General features: G+C 62.7%; 19 protein-coding genes, 1 tRNA gene and 1 pseudogene. 6 read left to right on the top strand and 15 right to left on the bottom strand.

Going from position 1 to position 19,728, the window contains the following annotated elements:
- Positions 1-37 precede the first annotated feature (37 nt).
- Positions 38-1,474 carry a M48 family metalloprotease gene (locus tag B4L76_RS19495; RefSeq protein ID WP_296234785.1) on the top strand — a complete coding sequence of 479 codons (1,437 nt, stop codon included), beginning with the start codon at positions 38-40 and terminating at the stop codon, positions 1,472-1,474.
- Between the two features lie 33 nt (positions 1,475-1,507).
- Here B4L76_RS19495 and nadA read toward each other — a convergent pair whose 3' ends face one another.
- A complete protein-coding gene (gene nadA, locus B4L76_RS19490; protein WP_296234784.1) occupies positions 1,508-2,566 on the bottom strand; it encodes a quinolinate synthase NadA in 1,059 nt (352 codons plus the stop codon).
- 258 nt (positions 2,567-2,824) lie between these two features.
- On the bottom strand, positions 2,825-4,333 hold the full coding sequence (locus tag B4L76_RS19485; RefSeq protein WP_296234783.1) for a YdgA family protein: 1,509 nt from the start codon (positions 4,331-4,333) through the stop codon (positions 2,825-2,827).
- 441 nt (positions 4,334-4,774) lie between these two features.
- Between B4L76_RS19485 and B4L76_RS19480 the strand changes: the two genes are divergently transcribed.
- The 5 genes and pseudogenes from B4L76_RS19480 to B4L76_RS19465 all read left to right on the top strand — a co-directional run bounded on the left by B4L76_RS19480 (position 4,775) and on the right by B4L76_RS19465 (position 10,090).
- Positions 4,775-6,127 (top strand): APC family permease, encoded by a 1,353-nt coding sequence (locus B4L76_RS19480; protein WP_296234781.1) that lies wholly within the window; start codon positions 4,775-4,777, stop codon positions 6,125-6,127.
- A gap of 66 nt (positions 6,128-6,193) precedes the next feature.
- Positions 6,194-7,399 (top strand): annotated as a pseudogene (locus B4L76_RS24425) (HAMP domain-containing protein); the annotation flags it as partial.
- A gap of 102 nt (positions 7,400-7,501) precedes the next feature.
- The gene (locus tag B4L76_RS24420) at positions 7,502-8,257 is read left to right on the top strand and encodes a methyl-accepting chemotaxis protein (RefSeq protein WP_414707233.1); all 756 of its coding nucleotides are present in this window, start codon (positions 7,502-7,504) and stop codon (positions 8,255-8,257) included.
- Positions 8,258-8,348: 91 nt separating this feature from the next.
- Positions 8,349-9,308 (top strand): cation diffusion facilitator family transporter, encoded by a 960-nt coding sequence (locus tag B4L76_RS19470; RefSeq protein WP_296234778.1) that lies wholly within the window; start codon positions 8,349-8,351, stop codon positions 9,306-9,308.
- Positions 9,309-9,385: 77 nt separating this feature from the next.
- A complete protein-coding gene (locus B4L76_RS19465; RefSeq protein WP_296234775.1) occupies positions 9,386-10,090 on the top strand; it encodes a CatB-related O-acetyltransferase in 705 nt (234 codons plus the stop codon).
- A 140-nt stretch (positions 10,091-10,230) separates the two neighbouring features.
- Here the strand turns inward: B4L76_RS19465 and B4L76_RS19460 are convergent.
- The 13 genes from B4L76_RS19460 to ruvC all read right to left on the bottom strand — a co-directional run bounded on the left by B4L76_RS19460 (position 10,231) and on the right by ruvC (position 19,674).
- Positions 10,231-10,306, bottom strand: a tRNA-Lys gene (locus B4L76_RS19460).
- 61 nt (positions 10,307-10,367) lie between these two features.
- Positions 10,368-11,042 (bottom strand): 7-cyano-7-deazaguanine synthase QueC, encoded by a 675-nt coding sequence (gene queC, locus B4L76_RS19455; RefSeq protein WP_296234774.1) that lies wholly within the window; start codon positions 11,040-11,042, stop codon positions 10,368-10,370.
- Between the two features lie 13 nt (positions 11,043-11,055).
- A complete protein-coding gene (gene queE, locus B4L76_RS19450; RefSeq protein WP_296234772.1) occupies positions 11,056-11,703 on the bottom strand; it encodes a 7-carboxy-7-deazaguanine synthase QueE in 648 nt (215 codons plus the stop codon).
- Between the two features lie 159 nt (positions 11,704-11,862).
- On the bottom strand, positions 11,863-12,669 hold the full coding sequence (gene ybgF / locus B4L76_RS19445) for a tol-pal system protein YbgF (protein ID WP_296234770.1): 807 nt from the start codon (positions 12,667-12,669) through the stop codon (positions 11,863-11,865).
- A gap of 6 nt (positions 12,670-12,675) precedes the next feature.
- Entirely contained in the window at positions 12,676-13,176 is a 501-nt protein-coding gene (pal, locus tag B4L76_RS19440; RefSeq protein ID WP_015271469.1) for a peptidoglycan-associated lipoprotein Pal, read from the bottom strand.
- Positions 13,177-13,229: 53 nt separating this feature from the next.
- Positions 13,230-14,501: a Tol-Pal system beta propeller repeat protein TolB gene (tolB, locus tag B4L76_RS19435; RefSeq protein ID WP_189665511.1), complete on the bottom strand. Its 1,272-nt coding sequence runs from the start codon at positions 14,499-14,501 to the stop codon at positions 13,230-13,232.
- A gap of 26 nt (positions 14,502-14,527) precedes the next feature.
- Positions 14,528-15,637 (bottom strand): cell envelope integrity protein TolA, encoded by a 1,110-nt coding sequence (tolA, locus tag B4L76_RS19430; protein WP_225778867.1) that lies wholly within the window; start codon positions 15,635-15,637, stop codon positions 14,528-14,530.
- The gene (gene tolR, locus B4L76_RS19425; protein ID WP_003254760.1) at positions 15,637-16,089 is read right to left on the bottom strand and encodes a protein TolR; all 453 of its coding nucleotides are present in this window, start codon (positions 16,087-16,089) and stop codon (positions 15,637-15,639) included. The genes tolA and tolR overlap by 1 nt, the downstream gene beginning before the upstream one ends.
- Before the next feature lie 14 nt (positions 16,090-16,103).
- Positions 16,104-16,799 (bottom strand): protein TolQ, encoded by a 696-nt coding sequence (gene tolQ, locus B4L76_RS19420; protein ID WP_139657458.1) that lies wholly within the window; start codon positions 16,797-16,799, stop codon positions 16,104-16,106.
- Positions 16,800-16,801: 2 nt separating this feature from the next.
- Positions 16,802-17,254, bottom strand: a complete 453-nt coding sequence (ybgC, locus tag B4L76_RS19415) for a tol-pal system-associated acyl-CoA thioesterase (protein ID WP_170031559.1) — start codon at positions 17,252-17,254, stop codon at positions 16,802-16,804.
- Between the two features lie 125 nt (positions 17,255-17,379).
- Entirely contained in the window at positions 17,380-18,426 is a 1,047-nt protein-coding gene (gene ruvB, locus B4L76_RS19410; protein ID WP_170031562.1) for a Holliday junction branch migration DNA helicase RuvB, read from the bottom strand.
- Positions 18,423-19,040 (bottom strand): Holliday junction branch migration protein RuvA, encoded by a 618-nt coding sequence (gene ruvA, locus B4L76_RS19405; RefSeq protein WP_296234759.1) that lies wholly within the window; start codon positions 19,038-19,040, stop codon positions 18,423-18,425. Before ruvA ends, ruvB begins: the two co-directional genes overlap by 4 nt.
- 109 nt (positions 19,041-19,149) lie before the next feature.
- Positions 19,150-19,674, bottom strand: a complete 525-nt coding sequence (gene ruvC, locus B4L76_RS19400; protein ID WP_004375291.1) for a crossover junction endodeoxyribonuclease RuvC — start codon at positions 19,672-19,674, stop codon at positions 19,150-19,152.
- Positions 19,675-19,728 lie beyond the last annotated feature (54 nt).

Below are 19,728 nucleotides of genomic sequence, written 5' to 3'. Positions count from 1 at the left end.
CTACAGTAGGTATCTTTGACCGACGCGAGTTTCATGCATGAATCTACTGCGCCCTACCCTGCTGACGCTGGCCTGCCTGTTGGCCCTCCCCGGCCATGCTGACGACCTGCCATCACTGGGCGACGCCAGTTCCGCGATCGTTTCACCACAACAGGAGCACCAGCTTGGCCGTGCCTGGCTGAGCCTGCTACGTGGCCAGGTCAACCAGCTGAACGATCCGCAGCTCAAGGATTATGTCGAAACCAGCGTGTACCGGCTGGCTGAGACCAGCCAGCTACAGGACCGGCGCCTGGAATTCATCCTCATAGACAGCCGTGAACTGAACGCCTTCGCAGCCCCGGGCGGCATCGTCGGGGTCAACGGCGGGCTGTTTCTCAACGCCCAGACCGAAGGCGAGTACGCCTCGGTACTGGCCCACGAACTGGCGCACTTGTCGCAACGCCACTTCGCCCGTGGCGTCGAGGCCCAGCAGCGCATGCAACTGCCGATGATGGCGGCGCTGCTGGCCGGTATCGTGCTGGCGGCCGGCGGCGGTGGCGATGCCGGTATCGGCGTGATCGCCGGCACCCAGGCGGCGGCGATCCAGGAACAGCGCCGCTTCTCGCGGCAGAACGAACAGGAAGCCGACCGCATCGGCATCCAGAACCTGGAAAAGGCCGGTTACGACCCACGCAACATGCCGACCATGTTCGAGCGCCTGGCGCGGCAATACCGCTATGACGCCAAGCCGCCGGAATTCCTCCTGACCCACCCGGTGACCGAGTCACGTATCGCCGACACCCGCAACCGTGCCGAGCAGGCCCCCAAGGGCGGCGTCGAGGACAGCATGCGCTACCAGCTGATCCGTGCCCGGGTAGCACTGACCTACGAAGGCACCCCGGGGCTGGCGGCCAAACGTTTCCGCGCCCAGCTCGACGAAGACCCGAAGCTGGACGCCGCGCGCTACGGCCTGGCCCTGGCGCAGATCAAGGGCGGCCAGCTCAACGAAGCGCGTGAGCTACTCAAGCCACTGCTGGCCAAGGCGCCCAACGACATCACCTACAACCTGGCGCAAATCGACCTGGACATCACCAACAACCGCCTGGCCGATGCCCAGCAGCGCGCCGAGCGCATGCAGGGGCTGTACCCGGGCAACTACCCGCTGAAGCAGGTGCGTGCCGATCTGCTGGTGAAGCAGAACAAGCCAGCCGAGGCTGAAAAGATCCTGAACGAATTGGTGAGGAGCCGCCCGGACGACCCGGACGTGTGGTACGACATGGCTGAAGTGCGCGGCTTGTCGGGCAATACCATCGGCTTGCACCGGGCGCGGGCTGAATACTTCACGCTGGTGGGGGATTTTGACCAGGCGATCCAGCAGCTGGATTATGCCAAGCGCCGGGCGGGCGGCAACTTCCCGCTGGCAGCGCAGATTGACCAGCGTCAGCGCGAGATCATGGAGCAGCAGCGCATGGTACGGGAGATGATGGGGCGCTGAAGACTACGGGGGCGCTTTGCGCCCCCGGCAATCTCAAGCGTTACCGGACAACTTCAGGCGTGCCGCCTGGGTAAAGTCCAGCATGCGGTTCAACGGCTTGATCGCCTTTGGCACCAGCGCCGGGTCGACGAAGATCTCGTTGCTTCCCTTGCGCAGGCAATCCAGCACCCGCTCCAGGGTGTTCATCGCCATCCACGGGCAGTGCGCGCAGCTGCGGCAGGCCGCGCCGTTACCGGCAGTCGGGGCTTCGACGAACTCTTTGTCCGGGCACAGCTGCTGCATCTTGTAGAAGATGCCGCGGTCGGTGGCGACGATGAAGGTCTTGTTCGGCAGGGTCTGGGCAGCCTTGATCAGCTGGCTGGTGGAGCCGACCGCGTCAGCCAGCTCGATCACCGCTTCCGGCGACTCAGGGTGCACCAGAATCGCCGCGTCCGGATACAGCGCTTTCATGTCGGCCAGCTGGCGCGACTTGAACTCTTCGTGAACGATGCAGGCACCGTCCCAAAGCAGCATGTCGGCACCGGTTTGTTTCTGGATGTAGCGGCCCAGATGCTGGTCGGGGCCCCAGATGATGGTTTCGCCGTTGTCCATCAGGCTTTCGACGATTTCCAGCGCGCAGCTTGAAGTCACCACCCAGTCGGCACGGGCTTTCACCGCTGCAGAGGTGTTGGCATAGACCACCACGGTGCGCTCGGGGTGCTGGTCGCAGAAGGCCGAGAACTCCTCCACCGGGCAGCCCAGGTCGAGCGAGCAGGTAGCCTCAAGGGTCGGCATCAGCACGCGCTTTTCCGGGGTGAGGATCTTGGCGGTCTCGCCCATGAAACGCACACCGGCAACGACTATGGTTTGCGCCGGGTGGTTCTTGCCGAAGCGGGCCATTTCCAGCGAGTCGGACACGCAGCCGCCGGTTTCTTCGGCCAGCGCCTGGATGACCGGGTCGCAGTAGTAATGGGCGACCAGCACGGCGTTCTGCGCCTTGAGCTCGGCAGCGATGGCCGCACGGTATTCGGCCTCCTGCTCGGCTGTCAGCGGGTTGGGCTGCTTGGCGTCGAGGTGGGCCTGAACCAACAGGCGTTCGGAAATCTGGGTCATGATCGCTGGACCTGCAGGCGCGTGCGCGCGTCAAATCGAGTGTATCACCCGGCCCTGACAGATCGGCTAAGGGTGCCGGACGGCATGCAGGCCGCCACGGCCCTCTGCGGGCGCGGATTATTATCGGAGGCCGAAGGCTACAGATAATCCAGCGATTTCTAAAGCGGTTTTTGTGTTGCCCACCAAGCGAACTGCACCGCTGCCCTGTAGGCGGCCTTGCCTCGCGCCTACAGGATGGCGATGCCTAAGGTAGCAGTATCAGCCCTGCGGAGAAAGGGCTGCCAGGTGCGAGGCCATGAGCATGGCGAACTCTTCCACGGTCATCTTCTGGCCGTTGAAGTCGACCATGCCGTCGACATAGTGCAGGCTGCTGACCACATCGGTGCCCTGCACAGTGGCCATGCCACTCTGCAGCGCCATCATGCCGACCATTTCACCGGCCTGGCTCGATTGCATGGCGATGGCCCGGGCGTCGGTCTGGCCATCGAGCAGCGCCTGCAGGGTCGCCAGGTCACCGATCATCGGCTTGGACAGCGACAGCTTGCTCTTCACCTCGGTGATCAGCTGCTTGCCAAGCTGATCAGGTGGCAGGTCGAAGCTGGTCGGGGCGGCAAAGCCCATCGACAGGTCGAAGCGGCTTTCGCCGTTGGCAGTCTTGAACGACAGGTTTTCAACCGCCACCCGCGGCTTGGCCGCCAGCAGTTTCTGCAGATCACCCTGGAACCGGGCTTTCTCTGCCTCGTCCATCTGAATTTGCGGCATCGGTTCGCCAGCGGCAGCTGCGGCCTCGAACTCCGGCAGGTGCGCCTGGTACCACGCCGACAGTGCCTGCAGCGCCGGCGCATTGAGCGAGGTGACGCTCAACGCCATCTGCGCCTTGCCAACCGCGCGATCATCCCAGCGGATATCGCCGATCTTGTACTCCACGCGGCCACCGACGGTATCGGCATTTTCCAGGGTTTGCCGGACATTCTGCTCCAGGCCCTTGATCAGCAGCACCTGCTGCTTGGGCCCCAGGGTGACTCTGGTTTCGTCCAGCGTCAGGTCGACATTGCCCGCGTAGATGGCCTCGTGCCCGGTGGCCGTCAGCTGGCCATCTACCTTCAGGCCCTTGAGCTCGAAAGTGGCGGGCGGCTGGTCATCGCGTACCAGTTTCATCAGCAAACGGTCAGCCTGGCCATGGAAGGTCGAGGCCTTGCCTTGCTGGTCGCCACTGACTTGCAACTGCATCCCCGAGAAATCGAGGCTGTTGCCATCCGCTTCATCAAGCTTGACCGGGGCCAACTGGACCAGGCTGGTGACGTTGCCGTCGTAACCCAGGCTGGTCCGTGCAGTGACCGGAGCCTGCTCGCCCGCTGCCGCGAACCACGGCGCGGTGGTGTCGTCTTTCTGCAGCGTGCTGTTGCTGACCGCCAGCACCGGCATCAGCTGCAAAGCCTTGACCCGCGACCAGGGGAACGGGCCGTGCTCGATCTGATCGGTCACGCCCACATCGAAGCTCACCACTTCGCCATCGCCCAGGCGGATATCCCGGGCCTTGAGCCGGTACTGGGCGGTACTGCTGAAGAAACGTTGCTCCAGTGACACCCGCTCGATACTCATGCTGCCGCCGGTACTTACCAGGGCCTTCTTGAGTTCGGTGTTGCTGCGCAGCAGGGCGTTGTCCAGCTCTGCGGGCAGCTGCCTGCCGGTGTACCAGGCGCCAACGGGGATTGCGACGGCGATGGCGATAGCCAGGCCGGATAGGATGCCAACTGATTTCTTCATGAATGGAACCGATTTGTCCGTAAGGGGTTCGTAGGCGGCCCAGTGCCGCTGGACGGCAAGAGTACCACCGCAGCCCGGGCCTGCGCTGGCCCGGCGCGATAAATCCGGTTTTTGGAACGCCTGGCACGCTCCGCAAAGCAACGCCGTAAATTTGTAAATTTTTACGAACACCCAGATTGATCAAAATCGCAAAAAACCGCGCATAAACGAGCAAATTCCCGATTTAAGCGAAAGATGTTTCAACTATGTAACATCTTGTCATATTTAACTTGACACCAACCTACGCATCGTTTTTTATTTTCACCACTTGCGCGTCCCCCCCCGCGCCTCCCGCCGCTCCGACAAAAAAGGTGAACAACATGGAGCCCACCCGCTCGCCCTTGCCGCATGCGCAATACCCCGTGCCCGCCGTTTACGCCCAGTCGCAGGAGCCATGCCAGCATGCAGCCTGACTTCAGCGCTTCCGGCACCCATCAACTGCGCAAAACCCTGCGCCTCTGGCACGTGATCATCATCGGCCTGGCCTACCTCACGCCAATGACTGTGTTCGACACCTTTGGCATCGTCTCCGGGATTACCGCCGGGCACGTACCCAGCGCCTACATCCTGGCGCTGGCGGGGATCCTGTTCACGGCCATCAGTTATGGCACCCTGGTCAGACGCTTCCCGCAATCAGGTTCGGCCTACACCTACACCCAACGCGCGATCAACCCACACGTGGGCTTTCTGGTGGGCTGGTCGTCGTTGCTCGACTACCTGCTGTTGCCGATGGTCAACGCACTGCTGGCGAAGCTGTACCTTTCGGCAATGTTCCCGGAAGTACCGGAGTGGATGTGGGTGGCCGGTTTCGTCACCCTGATCAGCCTGATCAACATGCGCAGCGTGAACCTGGTGGCGCACTTCAACCTGCTGTTCGTGGCGGTGCAAGTGGCGATCATCGCCGTGTTCATCTACCTGTGCGTGCGCGGCCTGGACGCGGGTGAAGGGCTGGGTACAGCGTGGAGCCTGCAGCCGTTCGCCGACGACCAGACCCAGCTCAGCGCCCTGGCCGCCGGAGCGACCATCCTGTGCTTCTCGTTCCTCGGCTTCGATGCGGTCACCTGCCTGTCCGAAGAAACCCGCGACCCAAGCAAGACCATCCCGCGGGCAATCTTCCTCACCGCCCTGATCGGCGGCGCGGTGTTCATCACCGTGTCGTACTTCATCCAGGCCTACTTCCCGAGCATGGCACGCTTTCACGACCATGAAGCGGCACTGCCGGAAATTGCCCTGTATGTCGGCGGCAAGCTGTTCCAGTCGATTTTCATTGCCTGCACCGTCATCAATACCATCGCCTCGGGCCTGGCCTCGCAGACCAGCGTATCGCGCCTGCTGTACGTGATGGGCCGCGACAACGTGATCCCGGCCAGCCTGTTCGCCCGCCTGCACTCGCGCTACAAGACGCCGGTGCTGAACATTGCCGTGGTCGGGCTGATTTCGCTGTCGGCGATCTTCTTCGACCTGGTGACCGCCACGTCGATCATCAACTTCGGCGCGCTGGTCGCATTCAGCTTCGTCAACCTGTCGGTGATCAACCACTGCTACCTGCGCGAAGGCAAGCGCCAGGGCCTGGCCAACCAGCTGACGTACCTGGTCGCACCAACCATCGGCTTCTGCATCATCGTCTCGCTGTGGCTGGACCTGAATGCCAATTCGTTGCTGTTCGGCGGGGTCTGGGCCGTGCTCGGCTTGCTGTACCTGGCCTGGCTGACCAAAGCATTCAGGGACTCGCCGCCCAACTACATCGCTGAATGACCCACGCTGCCACCAACGCCCGCGCCTGACCGCGGGCGTTGCATTTGATCGAAAAGGAAAGCCCTGATGCCGCTGCGCCGCCTCTCCATCCAGTGGAAAATCACCCTGCTTGCCGGCTTGTGCCTGCTGGCCATCGTCGCCCTGCTGGTGACAACGTCGCTGGCCCAGGCCCGGCGCAGCGCGGAACTGGTCAACCTGGCCAACACTGAAATGCTCGACAACAGCGCGCGCCAGCGCCTGCAAGCCCTTGCCGAAACCCAGGCGCTGCGCACCCAGCGCTATTTCATGGACGCCTATCAGTACGCCAATGGCTTTGCCCGCCTGGTGCAGGTGCTCAAGGCCCGCGGCGGCAGCGACCTGCGTAGCGAACTGACGCGCCAGGCCCGTGCCAGCCTGGCCGACAACCCCGCTGTGATCGGCCTGTATCTGGTATTCCAGCCCGACGCCCTCGGCCAGGACAGCCAGTACGTCGGCCAGCAGGCTACGGGCAGCAATGACAGCGGGCGCTTCTCGCTGTACTGGTCGCAGCCCGGCCCCGGCACCCTTGAGCTTGAAGCCATGCCGGAATCGATGCTAGGTGACGCCGGCATCGGCAGCAATGGCATGGCGAAGAACCGCTGGCTGACCTGCCCGCAGGACACTGCCAGCGCCTGCGTGCTGGAGCCCTACCTCGACGACGTGAATGGCCGCCAGGTGCTGATGACCAGCATTGCCCTGCCGCTGCTGGAGCACGGCAAGGTGGTCGGTGTGGTCGGCCTGGACATCGGCCTGACCAACCTGCAACAACTGAGCCTGGATGGTCGCCGTGAGCTGTTCGACGGCCAGGGCCAAGTCAGTATCGCCAGCGCCACCGGCCTGCTGGCCGGCAACAGCCGTGACGCCAGCACACTCGGCAAGCCCATGGACAAGGCGGTCGCCGACGGCCTGCTGCGCGTGGCTCGCCCATTCGCACCAATCCCCGGCGCCGCCACCTGGCAAGTGTTGCTGGAAGTGCCGGAAAGCGTGCTGCAGGCTCCCGTCGTCGCCCTCAACCAACGCCTGGACAAGCACAACCAGAGCGCCAATCTCATCAGCCTGCTGGTGGGCCTGGGCGCCGCGGTAGCCGGCTTGCTGCTGATAGGCCTGACCGCACGCGGCGTGTCCCGACCGATCCTGGCGGTGGCCGCGCGCCTGAAAGACATCGCCAGCGGCGAAGGCGACCTCACCCGACGCCTGGACTACGCCCGCCAGGACGAACTGGGCCAGCTCAGCGGCTGGTTCAACCGTTTTCTCGACAAGCTGCAACCGGTGATTGCCCAGGTCAAGGGTTCCCTGCAGCAAGCCCGCGACACCGCCGACCAGTCGGCTGCCATTGCCAGCCAGACCAGCGCCGGCATGCAGCAGCAGCACCGCGAGATCGAACAGGTGGCCACCGCCGCCAACGAAATGAGCGCTACCGCCCTGGATGTCGCCCATAACGCCGCGCAGGCGGCCCAGGCCGCACGCGCTGCCGACCAGGCCAGCCGCGAAGGCCTGCAGATGATCGACAGCACACGTCAAGGCATCGACCGCCTGGCCGCCGACATGAACACCGCCATGGACGAGGCGCGAGCGCTGGAAGATCGCAGCGAGCAGATCGGCTCGGTACTGGAGGTGATCCGCAGCATCGCCGAACAAACCAACCTGCTGGCACTCAACGCCGCCATCGAGGCCGCCCGCGCCGGTGAAACCGGGCGTGGCTTTGCCGTGGTCGCCGATGAAGTACGCGGCCTGGCCCAGCGCACGCAGACATCGGTGGAAGAAATTCGCCAGGTCATCGAAGGCCTGCAGCAAGGCACCCAGGATGTGGTGGACGCCATGCACGAAGGCCGACGCCAGGCCCAGGCCAGCGCCCTGGGCATGGAGCAGGCATTGCCGGCCCTGCAACGCATCGGCGAAGCGGTGGCCGTGATCAGCGACATGAACCTGCAGATCGCCTCGGCAGCCGAAGAGCAGAGCGCAGTGGCCGAGGAAGTGAACCGCAACGTGGCGGGCATTCGCGACGTTACCGAATCGCTGGCCGGCCAGGCCGACGAGTCAGCGCGGATCAGCCAGGCCCTGAACCGGTTGGCCAACCAGCAGCAGGCGCTGATGGAGCAGTTCCGCGTCTAACCTGTCAGGGCCACTGCGCCTTAACGCGGGCATGCCTGCAAACAGGTCCCTACAGGCAGTACAGCATCATGGATTTTACCGAGCCCAATTTATGCAAACCCCAACCCGCCCCCCCTTCTTCGACCTCACCAGCGAACAGGGCCTGCTACGTACCTCAATCGCCGTTACCCTGTTCATCGCCCTTATCGGCATCGCTTTCGGCCTGGCCTCTGGCTCGTTCTCCATCGTCTTCGATGGCGTCTACTCGCTGGCCGACGCCAGCATGAGCGGGCTGTCACTGGTGGTGGTCAGGCTGATCACCGCGCATACCACCAGCGTGCAGATGTCGCGCAAGCTGCGCGAGCGCTTCACCATGGGGTTCTGGCACCTTGAGCCGATGGTGCTGGCGCTTAATGGCATCCTCCTGAGCAGCGTGGCCATCTATGCACTGATCAATGCCGTCAGCAGCCTGCTGCAAGGCGGGCGTCACCTGGAGTTCGGTATCGCCATGGTCTACGCGCTGCTGACCGTCATCGCCTGCGTGACCATCGCCGTGGTCGAGGCCCGCGTTAACCGCAAGCTGGGCTCGGATTTCGTGCGCATGGACGTCAAGGGCTGGGTGATGTCAGCCAGTATTACCGCCGCCCTGCTGATCGCCTTCTGCTTTGGCTACGCCGTGCAAGGCACGCAATGGGAGTGGGTGTCGCCATACATCGACCCGGCGGTGCTGGCGTTGGTGTGCCTGGTGATCGTGCCGCTGCCGATGTCGGTAGTGCGCCAGGCGCTTTCGGAAATATTCCTGGTGACACCGGGCGACCTCAAGCTGCATGTGGATGAAGTGGCCAAGGCCTTCGTCGAGCGCCACGGGTTGCAGTCGTACCGCGCCTATGTAGCCAAGGTCGGGCGCTCGCGGGAAATCGAGCTGTACTTCATCGTGCCGAAAAGCATGGCAGCGAAAAGCATCGATGAATGGGATGCGTGGCGCAACGAGATCGGCGATGCGGTGGGTGGCGAAGGGCCGGACCGCTGGCTGACGGTGGTGTTTACCGGCGACCCGGAGTGGGCCGAATGAACTGCCGTGCTGCCAAAGGCCGATCATGAACCCGGGCCATTTGCTATGATCGCGCAAAACTTGGCGGAGCCGGACGCATGCTTAACCCCCTGAAAATCATCAAGGAAAATCGCTACAAGAGGTTGGTCAGGGCATCAGGCGGAAAACTTGCAGGCGGCACCGACACCTTCAGCAAGGGCGCGCAAGCCCACATCGAGGCCCCGGTCCAGCTCGGGCATATTCGTATCGAGGCGGGCAACCTGAGCATCGGCGCCCACACCTACATACGCAGTGACTGCACGCTGTCGCTGGTAGCCTCGATCGGTCGGTTCTGCTCCATCGGGTCTGGCTGCACCCTCGGCCAGGAAAAGAACACGCATCCCTCGGCCTGGGTAAGCTCCCACCCGTTCCAGTACGAAAACAATCGGCTTCGCTACGACCCAGAGATTGCCTACGCCAACATTGGCCATGACGTATGGATAGGTGCTGATGCCACCGTGCTTGAAGGCGTGACGGTGGGTACAGGCGCGATCATCGCCACACGGGCGCTGGTCACACGGGACGTGCCACCTTATGCGATCGTAGGCGGCAATCCAGCCAGGATCATCCGCTTTCGCCACCCCGACGACCTGATCGAACGGCTGCTGGCGAGCAAATGGTGGGAGCTGGAACTCGAGACGCTCAAATCACTGCCGCTCGACAACCCTTCACACTTTCTGGATGCCCTCGAAAACCTCGGGCCGACAGCGCCGGCCAGCTACAAGATACTGAGGCTGAACAAACGCAGCGCGACCCAATTGTAGGTCGAGGGCTGCGTCGCAGCCCTATCGCGACACAAGGCTGCTCCAGCAGGTGGGCGTGACAAGCGACTGACCGAGTCCGGCCAACCGGAAACGAAAAAGCCCGCCACCGTTGCCGGTAGCGGGCTTTGACGTACTGCATATGGTGGGTCGTGTAGGATTCGAACCTACGACCAATTGGTTAAAAGCCAACTGCTCTACCAACTGAGCTAACGACCCGTTGGATGGCGCGTATAATACTGATTTCTAACGGGAAATCAACACCCCACCATAACTTTTTTTAAAAATATCGCGTTGGGTCTGCCACACCGGCCGCCTTGAAGCCGTCGGCACGCAGGCGGCAGCTGTCACATTTGCCGCAGGCACGGCCGTCATCGTCGGCCTGGTAGCAGGAAACGGTCAGGCTGTAGTCCACGCCACGCGCGATGCCAGCCTGCACGATCTGCGCCTTGCTCATGTTCTGCAGCGGTGCCTGGATGCGGAAGCCCTGCCCTTCAACACCGGCCTTGGTCGCCAGGTTGGCCATGCGCTCGAAGGCGTCGACGAATTCGGGGCGGCAGTCCGGGTAGCCGGAATAATCCACGGCGTTGACACCAATGAAGATGTCGCGGGCTTCCAGCACTTCTGCCCAGCCCAGTGCCAGGGACAGGAACACGGTGTTGCGCGCCGGCACGTAGGTGACCGGGATGCCTTCACTCGGGGCTTCTGGTACATCGATGCTGCTATCGGTCAATGCCGAGCCGCCGATGCCGTTCAGGTTCAGGCCAATCACCTTGTGCTCGACCGCACCCAGGTCGCGGGCAACCCGTGCTGCGGCGTTCAGCTCGGCGCGGTGACGCTGGCCGTAGTCGAAGCTCATGGTGTAGCAGCTGTAGCCTTCGGCCTTGGCCATGGCGACCACGGTGGCCGAGTCCAGGCCACCGGACAACAGGATTACTGCGCGTTTCTCGCTCATGTGTAGTTGCTCCTCAACGTCCGGGTTCGTCGTTCCACAGCAGCTTGTGCAACTGCAGCTGAAAGCGCACAGGCAGGTTGTCGGCGACAATCCAGTCGGCCAGCTCGCTGGCGTTCAGCTGGTGGTAGCTGGGCGAAAACAGCACCTCACCGGCACGCTCGGCCAGGTTGTACTGAATGAGTTTGGAAACCGCCCAGTCGTAGTCCTCGCGGGAACAGATGACGAACTTGACCTGGTCATTGCGGGTCAGCTGCTCGATGTTCTCGTAGCGGTTACGGTGCGACTCCGCGGAGCCAGGGGTCTTCAGGTCGAGCACACGGCTGACACGGGTGTCGGTGCCGGAAATATCCAGCGCACCGCTGGTTTCCAGGGAAACCTCGTAACCGGCGTCGCACAGGCGCTGCAACAGCGGCAAGGCATTGGGCTGGGCCAATGGCTCGCCCCCGGTGACGCAGACGTAGCGCGGCTTGAAGCTGGCGACCTGCTCAATGAGCGAATCAAGGGTGCGAAGGGTGCCGCCGCTGAAGGCGTAGGCACTGTCGCAGTACTGGCAGCGCAGGGGGCAACCGGTGAGCCGCACGAATACCGTGGGCAACCCAGCCGTTCGCGTTTCACCCTGCAAAGAGTAAAAGACTTCGGTGATGCGTAATGTGTCTTGCATGCTCGCCACGGGCGTGACAGCTAAACAGGCTGTCCGCCTCCGTCAGGCACTGTCGCGGACTCGACATAGCGTTATCCGCAACAGCGTGTTTAGTAAAAAGGGCAATGATTCTAACGAAAAAACCCGCGACTGGCGCGGGTTTATTTCAAACGGTATGGCTCAGAGCTTCTGCAGGTCACGTTGGGCCAGCTGCGCGGCAGAAGTGCCGGGGTACTGGCTGATGACCTGCTGCAGAATGCCCTTGACCTTGTCGGTGTGCCCCATGCGGCGCTCGACGTCAGCCAGCTTGTACAGCGAATCCGGCACCTTGCTGTGCTTCGGATACTTCTGGCTGACCTGGGCGAAGGCCTGGCTGGCGGCTGGCAGGTCGCCCTTGGCCAGGTTTACTTCACCCAACCAGTACTGGGCATTGCCGGCGTACTGGCTGTTGGGGTATTTGCGCAGGAAAGCGCCGAAGGCCTGGCTGGCCTTGTCGAAGTCTTTCTGCTTGATCAGGTCGAAAGCGGCATCGTAGTAGAGCTTTTCTTTCGCCGGATCACCGGGCTCGCTACTGGCGGCCGGTTGTTGTGCAGCAGCACCTGCTGCTGCATCGGGGGCGGCATTCGATGCACCACCACCGGAGGAATTGTCAGGGGTCGCGGCAGGCGCGGCGCCACTGTTGATGCGACGATCCAGGTCCTGGTAACGCTCCAGGTTTTCCTGCTTCATGCGCGATACATCGTTCTGCAGCTCTTCGATGATGCCTTGCTGGCGGGAAAGCTGATCCTGCATCTGTTGCAACTGCATGAACAGCTGGCCCTGTGCAGAGGCAGGGGCCGAAGCCCCTGACCCGGCATAGGCGCCGCTCGTGCCATAACCCGCAGGCGGATAACTGCCTGCGTTGTCATCAACTACAGGAACCTCAGCCCAGGCCGCAAGCGGCAGGCTGAGTGCGAGGACGGTTACTACACGGCGGCCCATACGCATGAGAACTTACTTACGCAGTTCTACGCGACGGTTCTGAGCCCAGGACTGCTCGTCGTTGCCAGTGGCAACCGGACGCTCTTCACCGTAGGAAACCAGTTCCAGCTGAGCAGGGGAAACGCCCTGCAGAACCAGGTAGCGCTGAACGGCCTTGGCACGACGCTCACCCAGAGCCATGTTGTACTCGCGGGTGCCGCGCTCGTCGGTGTTACCTTCCAGAACAACGCGGTTGCCGTTGGCTTTCAGGTCCTTGGCGTGAACGTCCAGAGCGCGCATGGCTTCTGGCTTCAGGTCCGAGCTGTCGTATTCGAAGTAGAAGGTGGTGATTGCGCGCAGAGCAGCTTCTTCGCTCAGGGAGCCGTCAACAGCACCAGCGTTGGCACCGTAGCCAGCGTTCGGGTCTACAGCAGCGCCTTCGCCTGCGTTGTCACCGCCCTTCGAGGAGCAACCTACAGCTACGGCCATGGCCAGAGCCAGCGCAGCAAATTTACCAAACTTCAGCATTTCCATCGTGAAACTCCTAATGAAACCCCAGTGTGTTAAGCAAAAGTATTACGCCGCAATCAGTTCAGGTAAGGGGACCAGGACGGTTCTCTGACTTCGCCTTGAGCGGTAGGAAGTGGGAGCCTCACGCGTCCATTAAGCGACACGAGCATCAAGACTCCCCGGCCCTGCTGGCGGGTGGCGTAGATTAGCATGGTGCCGTTTGGCGCAACAGTGGGAGACTCATCAAGACTTGTCTCGGAGAGAATCTTTACACTTCCGCGCTGCAAATCCTGGGCCGCCACCTTGAAGTTGGTGAAGCCCTGCTGGCGATGGATCATCACCAGGGTCTTTTCGTCCGCCGACAGTTTCGGGTTGGCGTTGTAGTTACCGACGAAAGTTACACGCTCGGCGCCACCGCCACCGACCGACTGTTTGTAGATCTGCGGCTTGCCGCCACGGTCGGAGGTGAAGTACAGGGTGTTGCCGTCCTTGCCCCAGAACGGTTCGGTGTTGATGCCCGGGCCTGCGGTGACGCGGCTGATCTGGCGCGAAGCCACGTTCATCACGTAGATGTCAGGGTTACCGTCCTTCGACAGCACGAACGCCAGGCGGGTACCGTCCGGCGACCAGGCTGGCGCGCCGTTCAGGCCTTCGAAGTTGGTGACCTGCTCACGGCGGCCGGTGTCGATGTGCTGGATGAAGATGCGTGGGCGCTTCTGCTCGAACGAGACATAGGCGATACGCTTGCCATCCGGCGCAAAGCGCGGCGACAGGATCGGTTCCCGCGATTGCAGCAGGGTAACAGCACGTGCACCGTCGTAGTCCGAACGCTGCAGGGTGTAGCGGGTGTTGTTGGTGGAGAAACGCTCGGCGGTCACGTACAGCATGCGGGTGGAGAACGCACCCTTGATGCCGGTGAGCTTCTCGAACGACTGGTCGGAAATGTAGTGGGCCATGTCGCGCAGCTGGTCGACACTGCCGGCCACGCTGCCGGTCAGCACTTGCTGCTCGGTGGCGACGTTGAACAGCGCGTACTGCACCTGCAGGCGACCACCCGACGGCACGATGCTGCCGACCATCACATACTGCGCGCCCAGTGCTTTCCAGTCCCGGAAGATCACTTCGCTGGCCTGCGACGGCTGGCTGATCATGTTCTGCCGCGGAATCGGCGAGTAGTAGCCGGAGTTGCGCAGGTCATTGCCGATGATGTCGGCCATGTCTTCCGGCAGCACGCTGCCGCCCTGCAGACCGAACGGCACTACCGCGATGGGCGTGGCCCGGTCGCTGCCGCTGGTGACCAGGATGTTCTTTTCCTCTGCCACGGCCATGCCTGCCACGCAGCACAGCATGACCAGCAGCCCTCTCAGACGTTTAATCACAACGCTAGATCCTCAGGTGTAAATGTCATCTTGAACGAACGATATTGGTTGAAATCGCTCGGCTTCATACCCTGCATTTCGGTCAGGCGACCGATGTTCTTCACCGCTGCCACCGCCGAACTGTCGTACGGGCCGTCACCACTTGACCGGGCCACGCTGACGTTGGTGATGGTACCGTCCGGCAACATGTTGATCTGCAGGACCACCGTCATGCCCTTGCGCGCGGAAGGCGGACGTGCCCAGCCCTCGGCCGCGCGCAAGCGGATCAGGTCGTCGAAGTCGCCGGCCACCTGGTCACCCTGTTCGTCGGCCAGCGCCTGCTGCCGTTCGGTGGTGTCGGACAACAGCTCGGCTAGAGCCTGGGCCTTCTTGTCTTCCGCCGCCTTGCGGGCCGCTTCCTGTGCCTTTTTCTTCTGGGCGTCTGCAGCGGCCTTCTTCTTGGCCTCTTCAGCAGCCTTTTTCTTCGCTTCCTCGGCCGCCGCTTTCTTCTTGGCGTCCTCGGCTGCTTTCTTCTTGGCCTCTTCGGCCGCCTTTTTCTTGGCATCCTCGGCGGCTTGTTTCTTCGCCTCTTCAGCGGCCTCTTTCTTGGCCTCTTCTTCGGCTTTTTTCTTGGCTTCTTCCTCGGCCTTTTTCTTGGCGATGTCAGCCTGCTGCTTCTCGGCGGCCTTCTTCGCCTCCTCGGCCTTCTTGGCTTCGGCGGCTTTCTTGGCCTCGGCAGCCTTGGCGGCTTCGGCAGCGGCCTCGGCCTTCTTGGCTTCGGCAGCTTCGCGGGCCTCTTCGGCCTTTTGAGCGGCGTCGGCTTTCTTTTGTTCCGCGGCCTTCACGGCCTCCTGCTCGATCTTCTTCTGTTCCAGCTGCTCGACCTCGGTCTGGCGCGAAGCGGTTTTCTTCGCTTCCCCGGCAATCTTCTGATTGGTCTGGGTGGTTGCCTGGCTCTTGGACTTGAGCTGGTACAGGGTAGCCTGGACGATCGGCTTGGAGGGCGGCAGCTCGGGCGTCATGGCAAAACTGACGAACAGCAAGGCAAATACCAGCACATGCAGGCCGATGGCCCAGACACTGGGCCAGAAGTAGCTTTCCGAGGCGGATGGCTCTCGCTGTTGCATCAGGGCGCCTCGGTAATCAGGCCAACGTTACCGACACCGGCCTTCTGCAACCCGCCCATGGCACCCATGACCGCGCCATAGTCGACAGCCTTGTCGCCACGAATGAACACTTGGGTCTGCTTGCCCTGGTCACGGCCGGCGGCAATGATCTTGGTCACGGCGTCGGTCATTGCAGGCAAGGTCATGGCCTTGTCCATCTGCTTGTCGGTATCGACTTCGCTGCCGAGGTTCCAGTAATAGGTCTTGTCGGCCTTGATGGAGATGGTGAGGATCTGGACGTTGTTGTCCTGCGGCAAGGCTTCGCTGGAAACCTTGGGCAGGTCGACCTTGACGCCCTGGTTGAGCATGGGCGCCGTCACCATGAAGATGACCAGCAGCACCAGCATCACGTCGATGTAGGGCACCACGTTCATCTCGGCGACGGGCTTGCGTTTGTGGCGAACTCGGGCCATGGGCTTCTACCTGATTACTCTTCGCTGGTGTGCACTTTGCGGTGCAGGATCGCCTGGAACTCGTCGGCGAAGGTGTAGTAACGACCGATCAGCACTTCACTGCGGGCCGAGAAGCGGTTGTAGGCGATGACCGCCGGGATTGCCGCGAACAGGCCGATGGCAGTGGCGATCAGCGCTTCGGCAATACCCGGGGCGACCGTGGCCAGGGTGGCCTGCTGGGCGCTGGCCAGGCCGCGGAAGGAGTTCATGATGCCCCATACGGTACCGAACAGGCCGATGTACGGGCTGGTCGAACCGACGGTGGCCAGGAACGGCAGGCTCTGCTCGAGCTTTTCTTCCTCGCGCGAGATGGCCACGCGCATGGCCCGGGCAACGCCCTCCATGACCGCGTCCGGGTCAACACCCGGCTGCTGGCGCAAGCGCGAGAATTCCTTGAAACCGGCACGGAACACCTGCTCGACACCGGAATCCGGGTCCGGGTTGCTGCCTGCCTGGCGATACAGCTTGGACAGGTCGATGCCCGACCAGAAGCGCTCCTCGAAGGCATCCAGCGCACGACGACCGGCGCGCAGCATGGTGCTGCGCTGGAAGATCATGATCCATGATGTGACCGAGGCGGCCACCAGGGTCAGCATTACCAGCTGTACCAACACGCTGGCATTGCTGACCAGACTCCACATGGAGGTATGGTCGACGACGTTAGCTTCCACGCTTATTCTCCTGCATTCGATTGATTACCCGAGCCGTCCGCCGCAAAGGCGTCGCGCAGCTCCGGGGGTATGGCTCGGGGTTTGAAAGTGTCGGCGCGCACGGCGGCCACCAGGAACTGCCCTTCGCAGAGCAGCGTTTCATCCTTTTCCCGCCAGACCTGTTGCACGAAGCGCAGGCTGGCTCGATTGAGTTCAGTAACATGCGCGGTGACCCGCAGCTCGTCGTCCAGGCGCGCCGGCGCGTGGTAACGCGCTTCGCTGGAATGGACCACGAACAACAGGTTTTCCCCGGCCAGCTGCGCCTGGGAAAAGCCCAGGTGGCGCAGACGCTCGGTGCGCGCACGCTCCATGAATTTCAGGTAGTTGACGTAATACACCACGCCACCGGCATCGGTATCTTCGTAATAGACGCGACAACGGTGTGCGAACGGTTCCAGGCCATTTTGCGCGCGCATACTCTAGTGCTTACTCCTCAGCTTGCCAATCCGCTGTGGCAACTGTTTTTTCTTCATTAATGTCTTATTGCCAGCGCACCCTCGGCGTGCCAGCGCTAGGACCACGAAAAGCCGTTTTCGATCTGTCAGTCGTCGCCCGTTTCGGAAAAATCCCCACCCTCCCCCAGGCGTCCTGGCACATTCAGGCCGAAGTGCAGGTAGGCATGCCGGGTGACCACGCGGCCACGCGGGGTACGCATGATGTAGCCTTGCTGGATCAGGTACGGTTCGAGCACATCCTCGATGGTGTGGCGCTCTTCGCTGATGGCGGCGGCCAGGTTGTCCACCCCCACCGGGCCCCCATCGAACTTCTCGATCATGGTCAGCAGCAGGCGGCGGTCGGAATGGTCGAAACCGCGCTCGTCGACATCCAGCAGGTTGAGTGCCATGTCGGCCACGGCCTTGGTGATCTGACCCTTGCCGCGCACCTCGGCGTAGTCACGCACGCGGCGCAGCAGGCGGTTGGCAATACGCGGTGTTCCACGGGCCCGGCGGGCGATCTCGTAGGCGCCCTGGTCCTCGATGGCCAGACCGAGGATGCCGGCCGAGCGACTGACAATGGTGGCCAGGTCCCTGTCGCTGTAGAACTCCAGGCGCTGGACGATACCGAAGCGGTCCCGTAGCGGGTTGGTCAGCATGCCGGCACGGGTGGTGGCGCCGACCAGGGTGAACGGTGGCAGGTCGAGCTTGATCGAGCGGGCCGCCGGCCCTTCGCCGATCATGATGTCAAGCTGGAAGTCTTCCATTGCCGGGTACAGCACTTCTTCGACGACCGGTGACAGCCGGTGGATCTCGTCGATGAACAGCACGTCGTGCGGTTCGAGGTTGGTCAGCATGGCTGCCAGGTCGCCCGGGCGCTCGAGGATCGGCCCCGAAGTGCTCTTGACCGACACGCCCATTTCCTGGGCGATGATGTTGGCCAAGGTGGTCTTGCCTAGGCCCGGCGGGCCGAAGATCAGGGTATGGTCTAGTGATTCGCTGCGGCCACGGGCGGCCTGGATGAACAGCGCCATCTGCTCGCGTACCACCGGCTGGCCGATGTACTCGTCCAGCCGCAGCGGGCGGATCGCACGGTCCTGGACTTCTTCACGGTCGCGGCCACTGGCGGCGATCAGGCGGTCGGCTTCGATCACTTGGTAATCATCCCTTTCAGGCTGCGGCGGATCAGTTCTTCACTGCTCAGGCCGGCCTTGTCCTTGATCGCCGCGATCGCCTTGCTGGCTTCCTGCGGCTTGTAGCCCAGCGAGACCAGGGCGCTGACGGCATCCGCCTCGGCCGTGGAGGTGCTGCTGACCGGCAGCGGCCCATCGGAAACCAGGGTGAACATGGCCGGCGAGGTTTCCCAGGCCTTGAAACGATCCTTGAGTTCGACCAGCAGGCGTTCGGCAGTCTTCTTGCCGACCCCGGGCACGCGTACCAGCGCCGAAGCATCCTGAGCCTGCACACAACGCACCAGCTCGTCGACTTCCAGACCGGACATCAGCGCCAGCGCCAGCTTCGGGCCCACGCCATTGAGACGGATGAGCTCACGGAACAGCTCGCGCTCGCGCTTTTCGGCAAAACCGTAGAGCAGGTGGGCGTCTTCGCGCACCACCAGGTGGGTGTGCACGGTGACGGTTTCGCCTACCTTGGGCAGACGGTACAGCGTGGTCATGGGCACTTCCAGTTCATAACCCACGCCGTTGACGTCGATAATCAGGTGCGGCGGCTGTTTCTCCGCCAGGGTGCCGCGCAAACGTCCAATCACGTTCCGATCCTTCCTCTCGGGGAGCCGGTCAACGACCGCTCAACCCTATCAGCAAATGCAGCGGGTGCATGCATCACCCGCACAAAATGTGTATCAGGGCATGAAGCGCCTACAGACGCAAGCGCCCGCCGCGTCGCCGCGCCGTGGCCAGGCCATGCGGCACCAGGCTGGAGCGGGTATGCGCATGGCACAGGGCGATGGCCAGGGCATCGGAGGCGTCGATCTGCGGCTTTTGCGTCAGTTTCAGCAGGTGCATGACCATCATCATCACCTGTTCCTTGTTGGCCCCACCGGTGCCGGCTACGGCCTGCTTGACCTGGGTGGCGCTGTATTCGGCGATTTCCAGGCCGGCTTCGGCGGCAGCGACGATGGCCGCGCCACGGGCCTGCCCGAGCTTGAGCGCCGAGTCGGCGTTACGCGCCATGAATACCCGCTCGATGCCCATGGTCACCGGGCCGTGCTGGGCGATGATTTCGCCCACGCCACGGAAAACGATCTGCAACCGCTCATGCAACTCGCCGCTGCCGGTGCGAATGCAGCCCGACGCCACGTACTCGCAACCGCGGGCGGTCTGGCGCACCACGCCATAACCGGTGATGCGCGAGCCGGGGTCGATACCAAGAATCAGAGTCATAGCGCCTGCGTGTTCAAATGTACCGGCCTATTCGCGGGCAAGCCCGCTCCCACA

The sequence above is a fragment of the Pseudomonas sp. UBA4617 genome, assembly GCF_002386445.1.
Taxonomy (GTDB): Bacteria; Pseudomonadota; Gammaproteobacteria; order Pseudomonadales; family Pseudomonadaceae; genus Aquipseudomonas.
The sequence above is the reverse complement of the archived record's forward strand: the minus strand, read 5'-3'. Positions and strand labels throughout refer to the sequence as shown.

Bases quoted from the DNA above. Each gene is read 5' to 3' on its own strand.
- B4L76_RS24420 (WP_414707233.1), top strand. From the start codon at position 7,502: ATGCAGCAGCAGCACCGCGAGATCGAACAGGTGGCCACCGCCGCCAAC.
- B4L76_RS19495 (WP_296234785.1), top strand. From the start codon at position 38: ATGAATCTACTGCGCCCTACCCTGCTGACGCTGGCCTGCCTGTTGGCC.
- queE (WP_296234772.1), bottom strand. From the start codon at position 11,703: ATGCAAGACACATTACGCATCACCGAAGTCTTTTACTCTTTGCAGGGT.
- B4L76_RS19485 (WP_296234783.1), bottom strand. From the start codon at position 4,333: ATGAAGAAATCAGTTGGCATCCTATCCGGCCTGGCTATCGCCATCGCC.
- B4L76_RS19480 (WP_296234781.1), top strand. From the start codon at position 4,775: ATGCAGCCTGACTTCAGCGCTTCCGGCACCCATCAACTGCGCAAAACC.
- ybgC (WP_170031559.1), bottom strand. From the start codon at position 17,254: ATGCGCGCGCAAAATGGCCTGGAACCGTTCGCACACCGTTGTCGCGTC.
- tolA (WP_225778867.1), bottom strand. From the start codon at position 15,637: ATGCAACAGCGAGAGCCATCCGCCTCGGAAAGCTACTTCTGGCCCAGT.
- queC (WP_296234774.1), bottom strand. From the start codon at position 11,042: ATGAGCGAGAAACGCGCAGTAATCCTGTTGTCCGGTGGCCTGGACTCG.
- nadA (WP_296234784.1), bottom strand. From the start codon at position 2,566: ATGACCCAGATTTCCGAACGCCTGTTGGTTCAGGCCCACCTCGACGCC.
- B4L76_RS19470 (WP_296234778.1), top strand. From the start codon at position 8,349: ATGCAAACCCCAACCCGCCCCCCCTTCTTCGACCTCACCAGCGAACAG.
- tolR (WP_003254760.1), bottom strand. From the start codon at position 16,089: ATGGCCCGAGTTCGCCACAAACGCAAGCCCGTCGCCGAGATGAACGTG.
- pal (WP_015271469.1), bottom strand. From the start codon at position 13,176: ATGGAAATGCTGAAGTTTGGTAAATTTGCTGCGCTGGCTCTGGCCATG.
- ruvC (WP_004375291.1), bottom strand. From the start codon at position 19,674: ATGACTCTGATTCTTGGTATCGACCCCGGCTCGCGCATCACCGGTTAT.
- tolB (WP_189665511.1), bottom strand. From the start codon at position 14,501: ATGCTGTGCTGCGTGGCAGGCATGGCCGTGGCAGAGGAAAAGAACATC.
- B4L76_RS19465 (WP_296234775.1), top strand. From the start codon at position 9,386: ATGCTTAACCCCCTGAAAATCATCAAGGAAAATCGCTACAAGAGGTTG.
- ybgF (WP_296234770.1), bottom strand. From the start codon at position 12,669: ATGCGTATGGGCCGCCGTGTAGTAACCGTCCTCGCACTCAGCCTGCCG.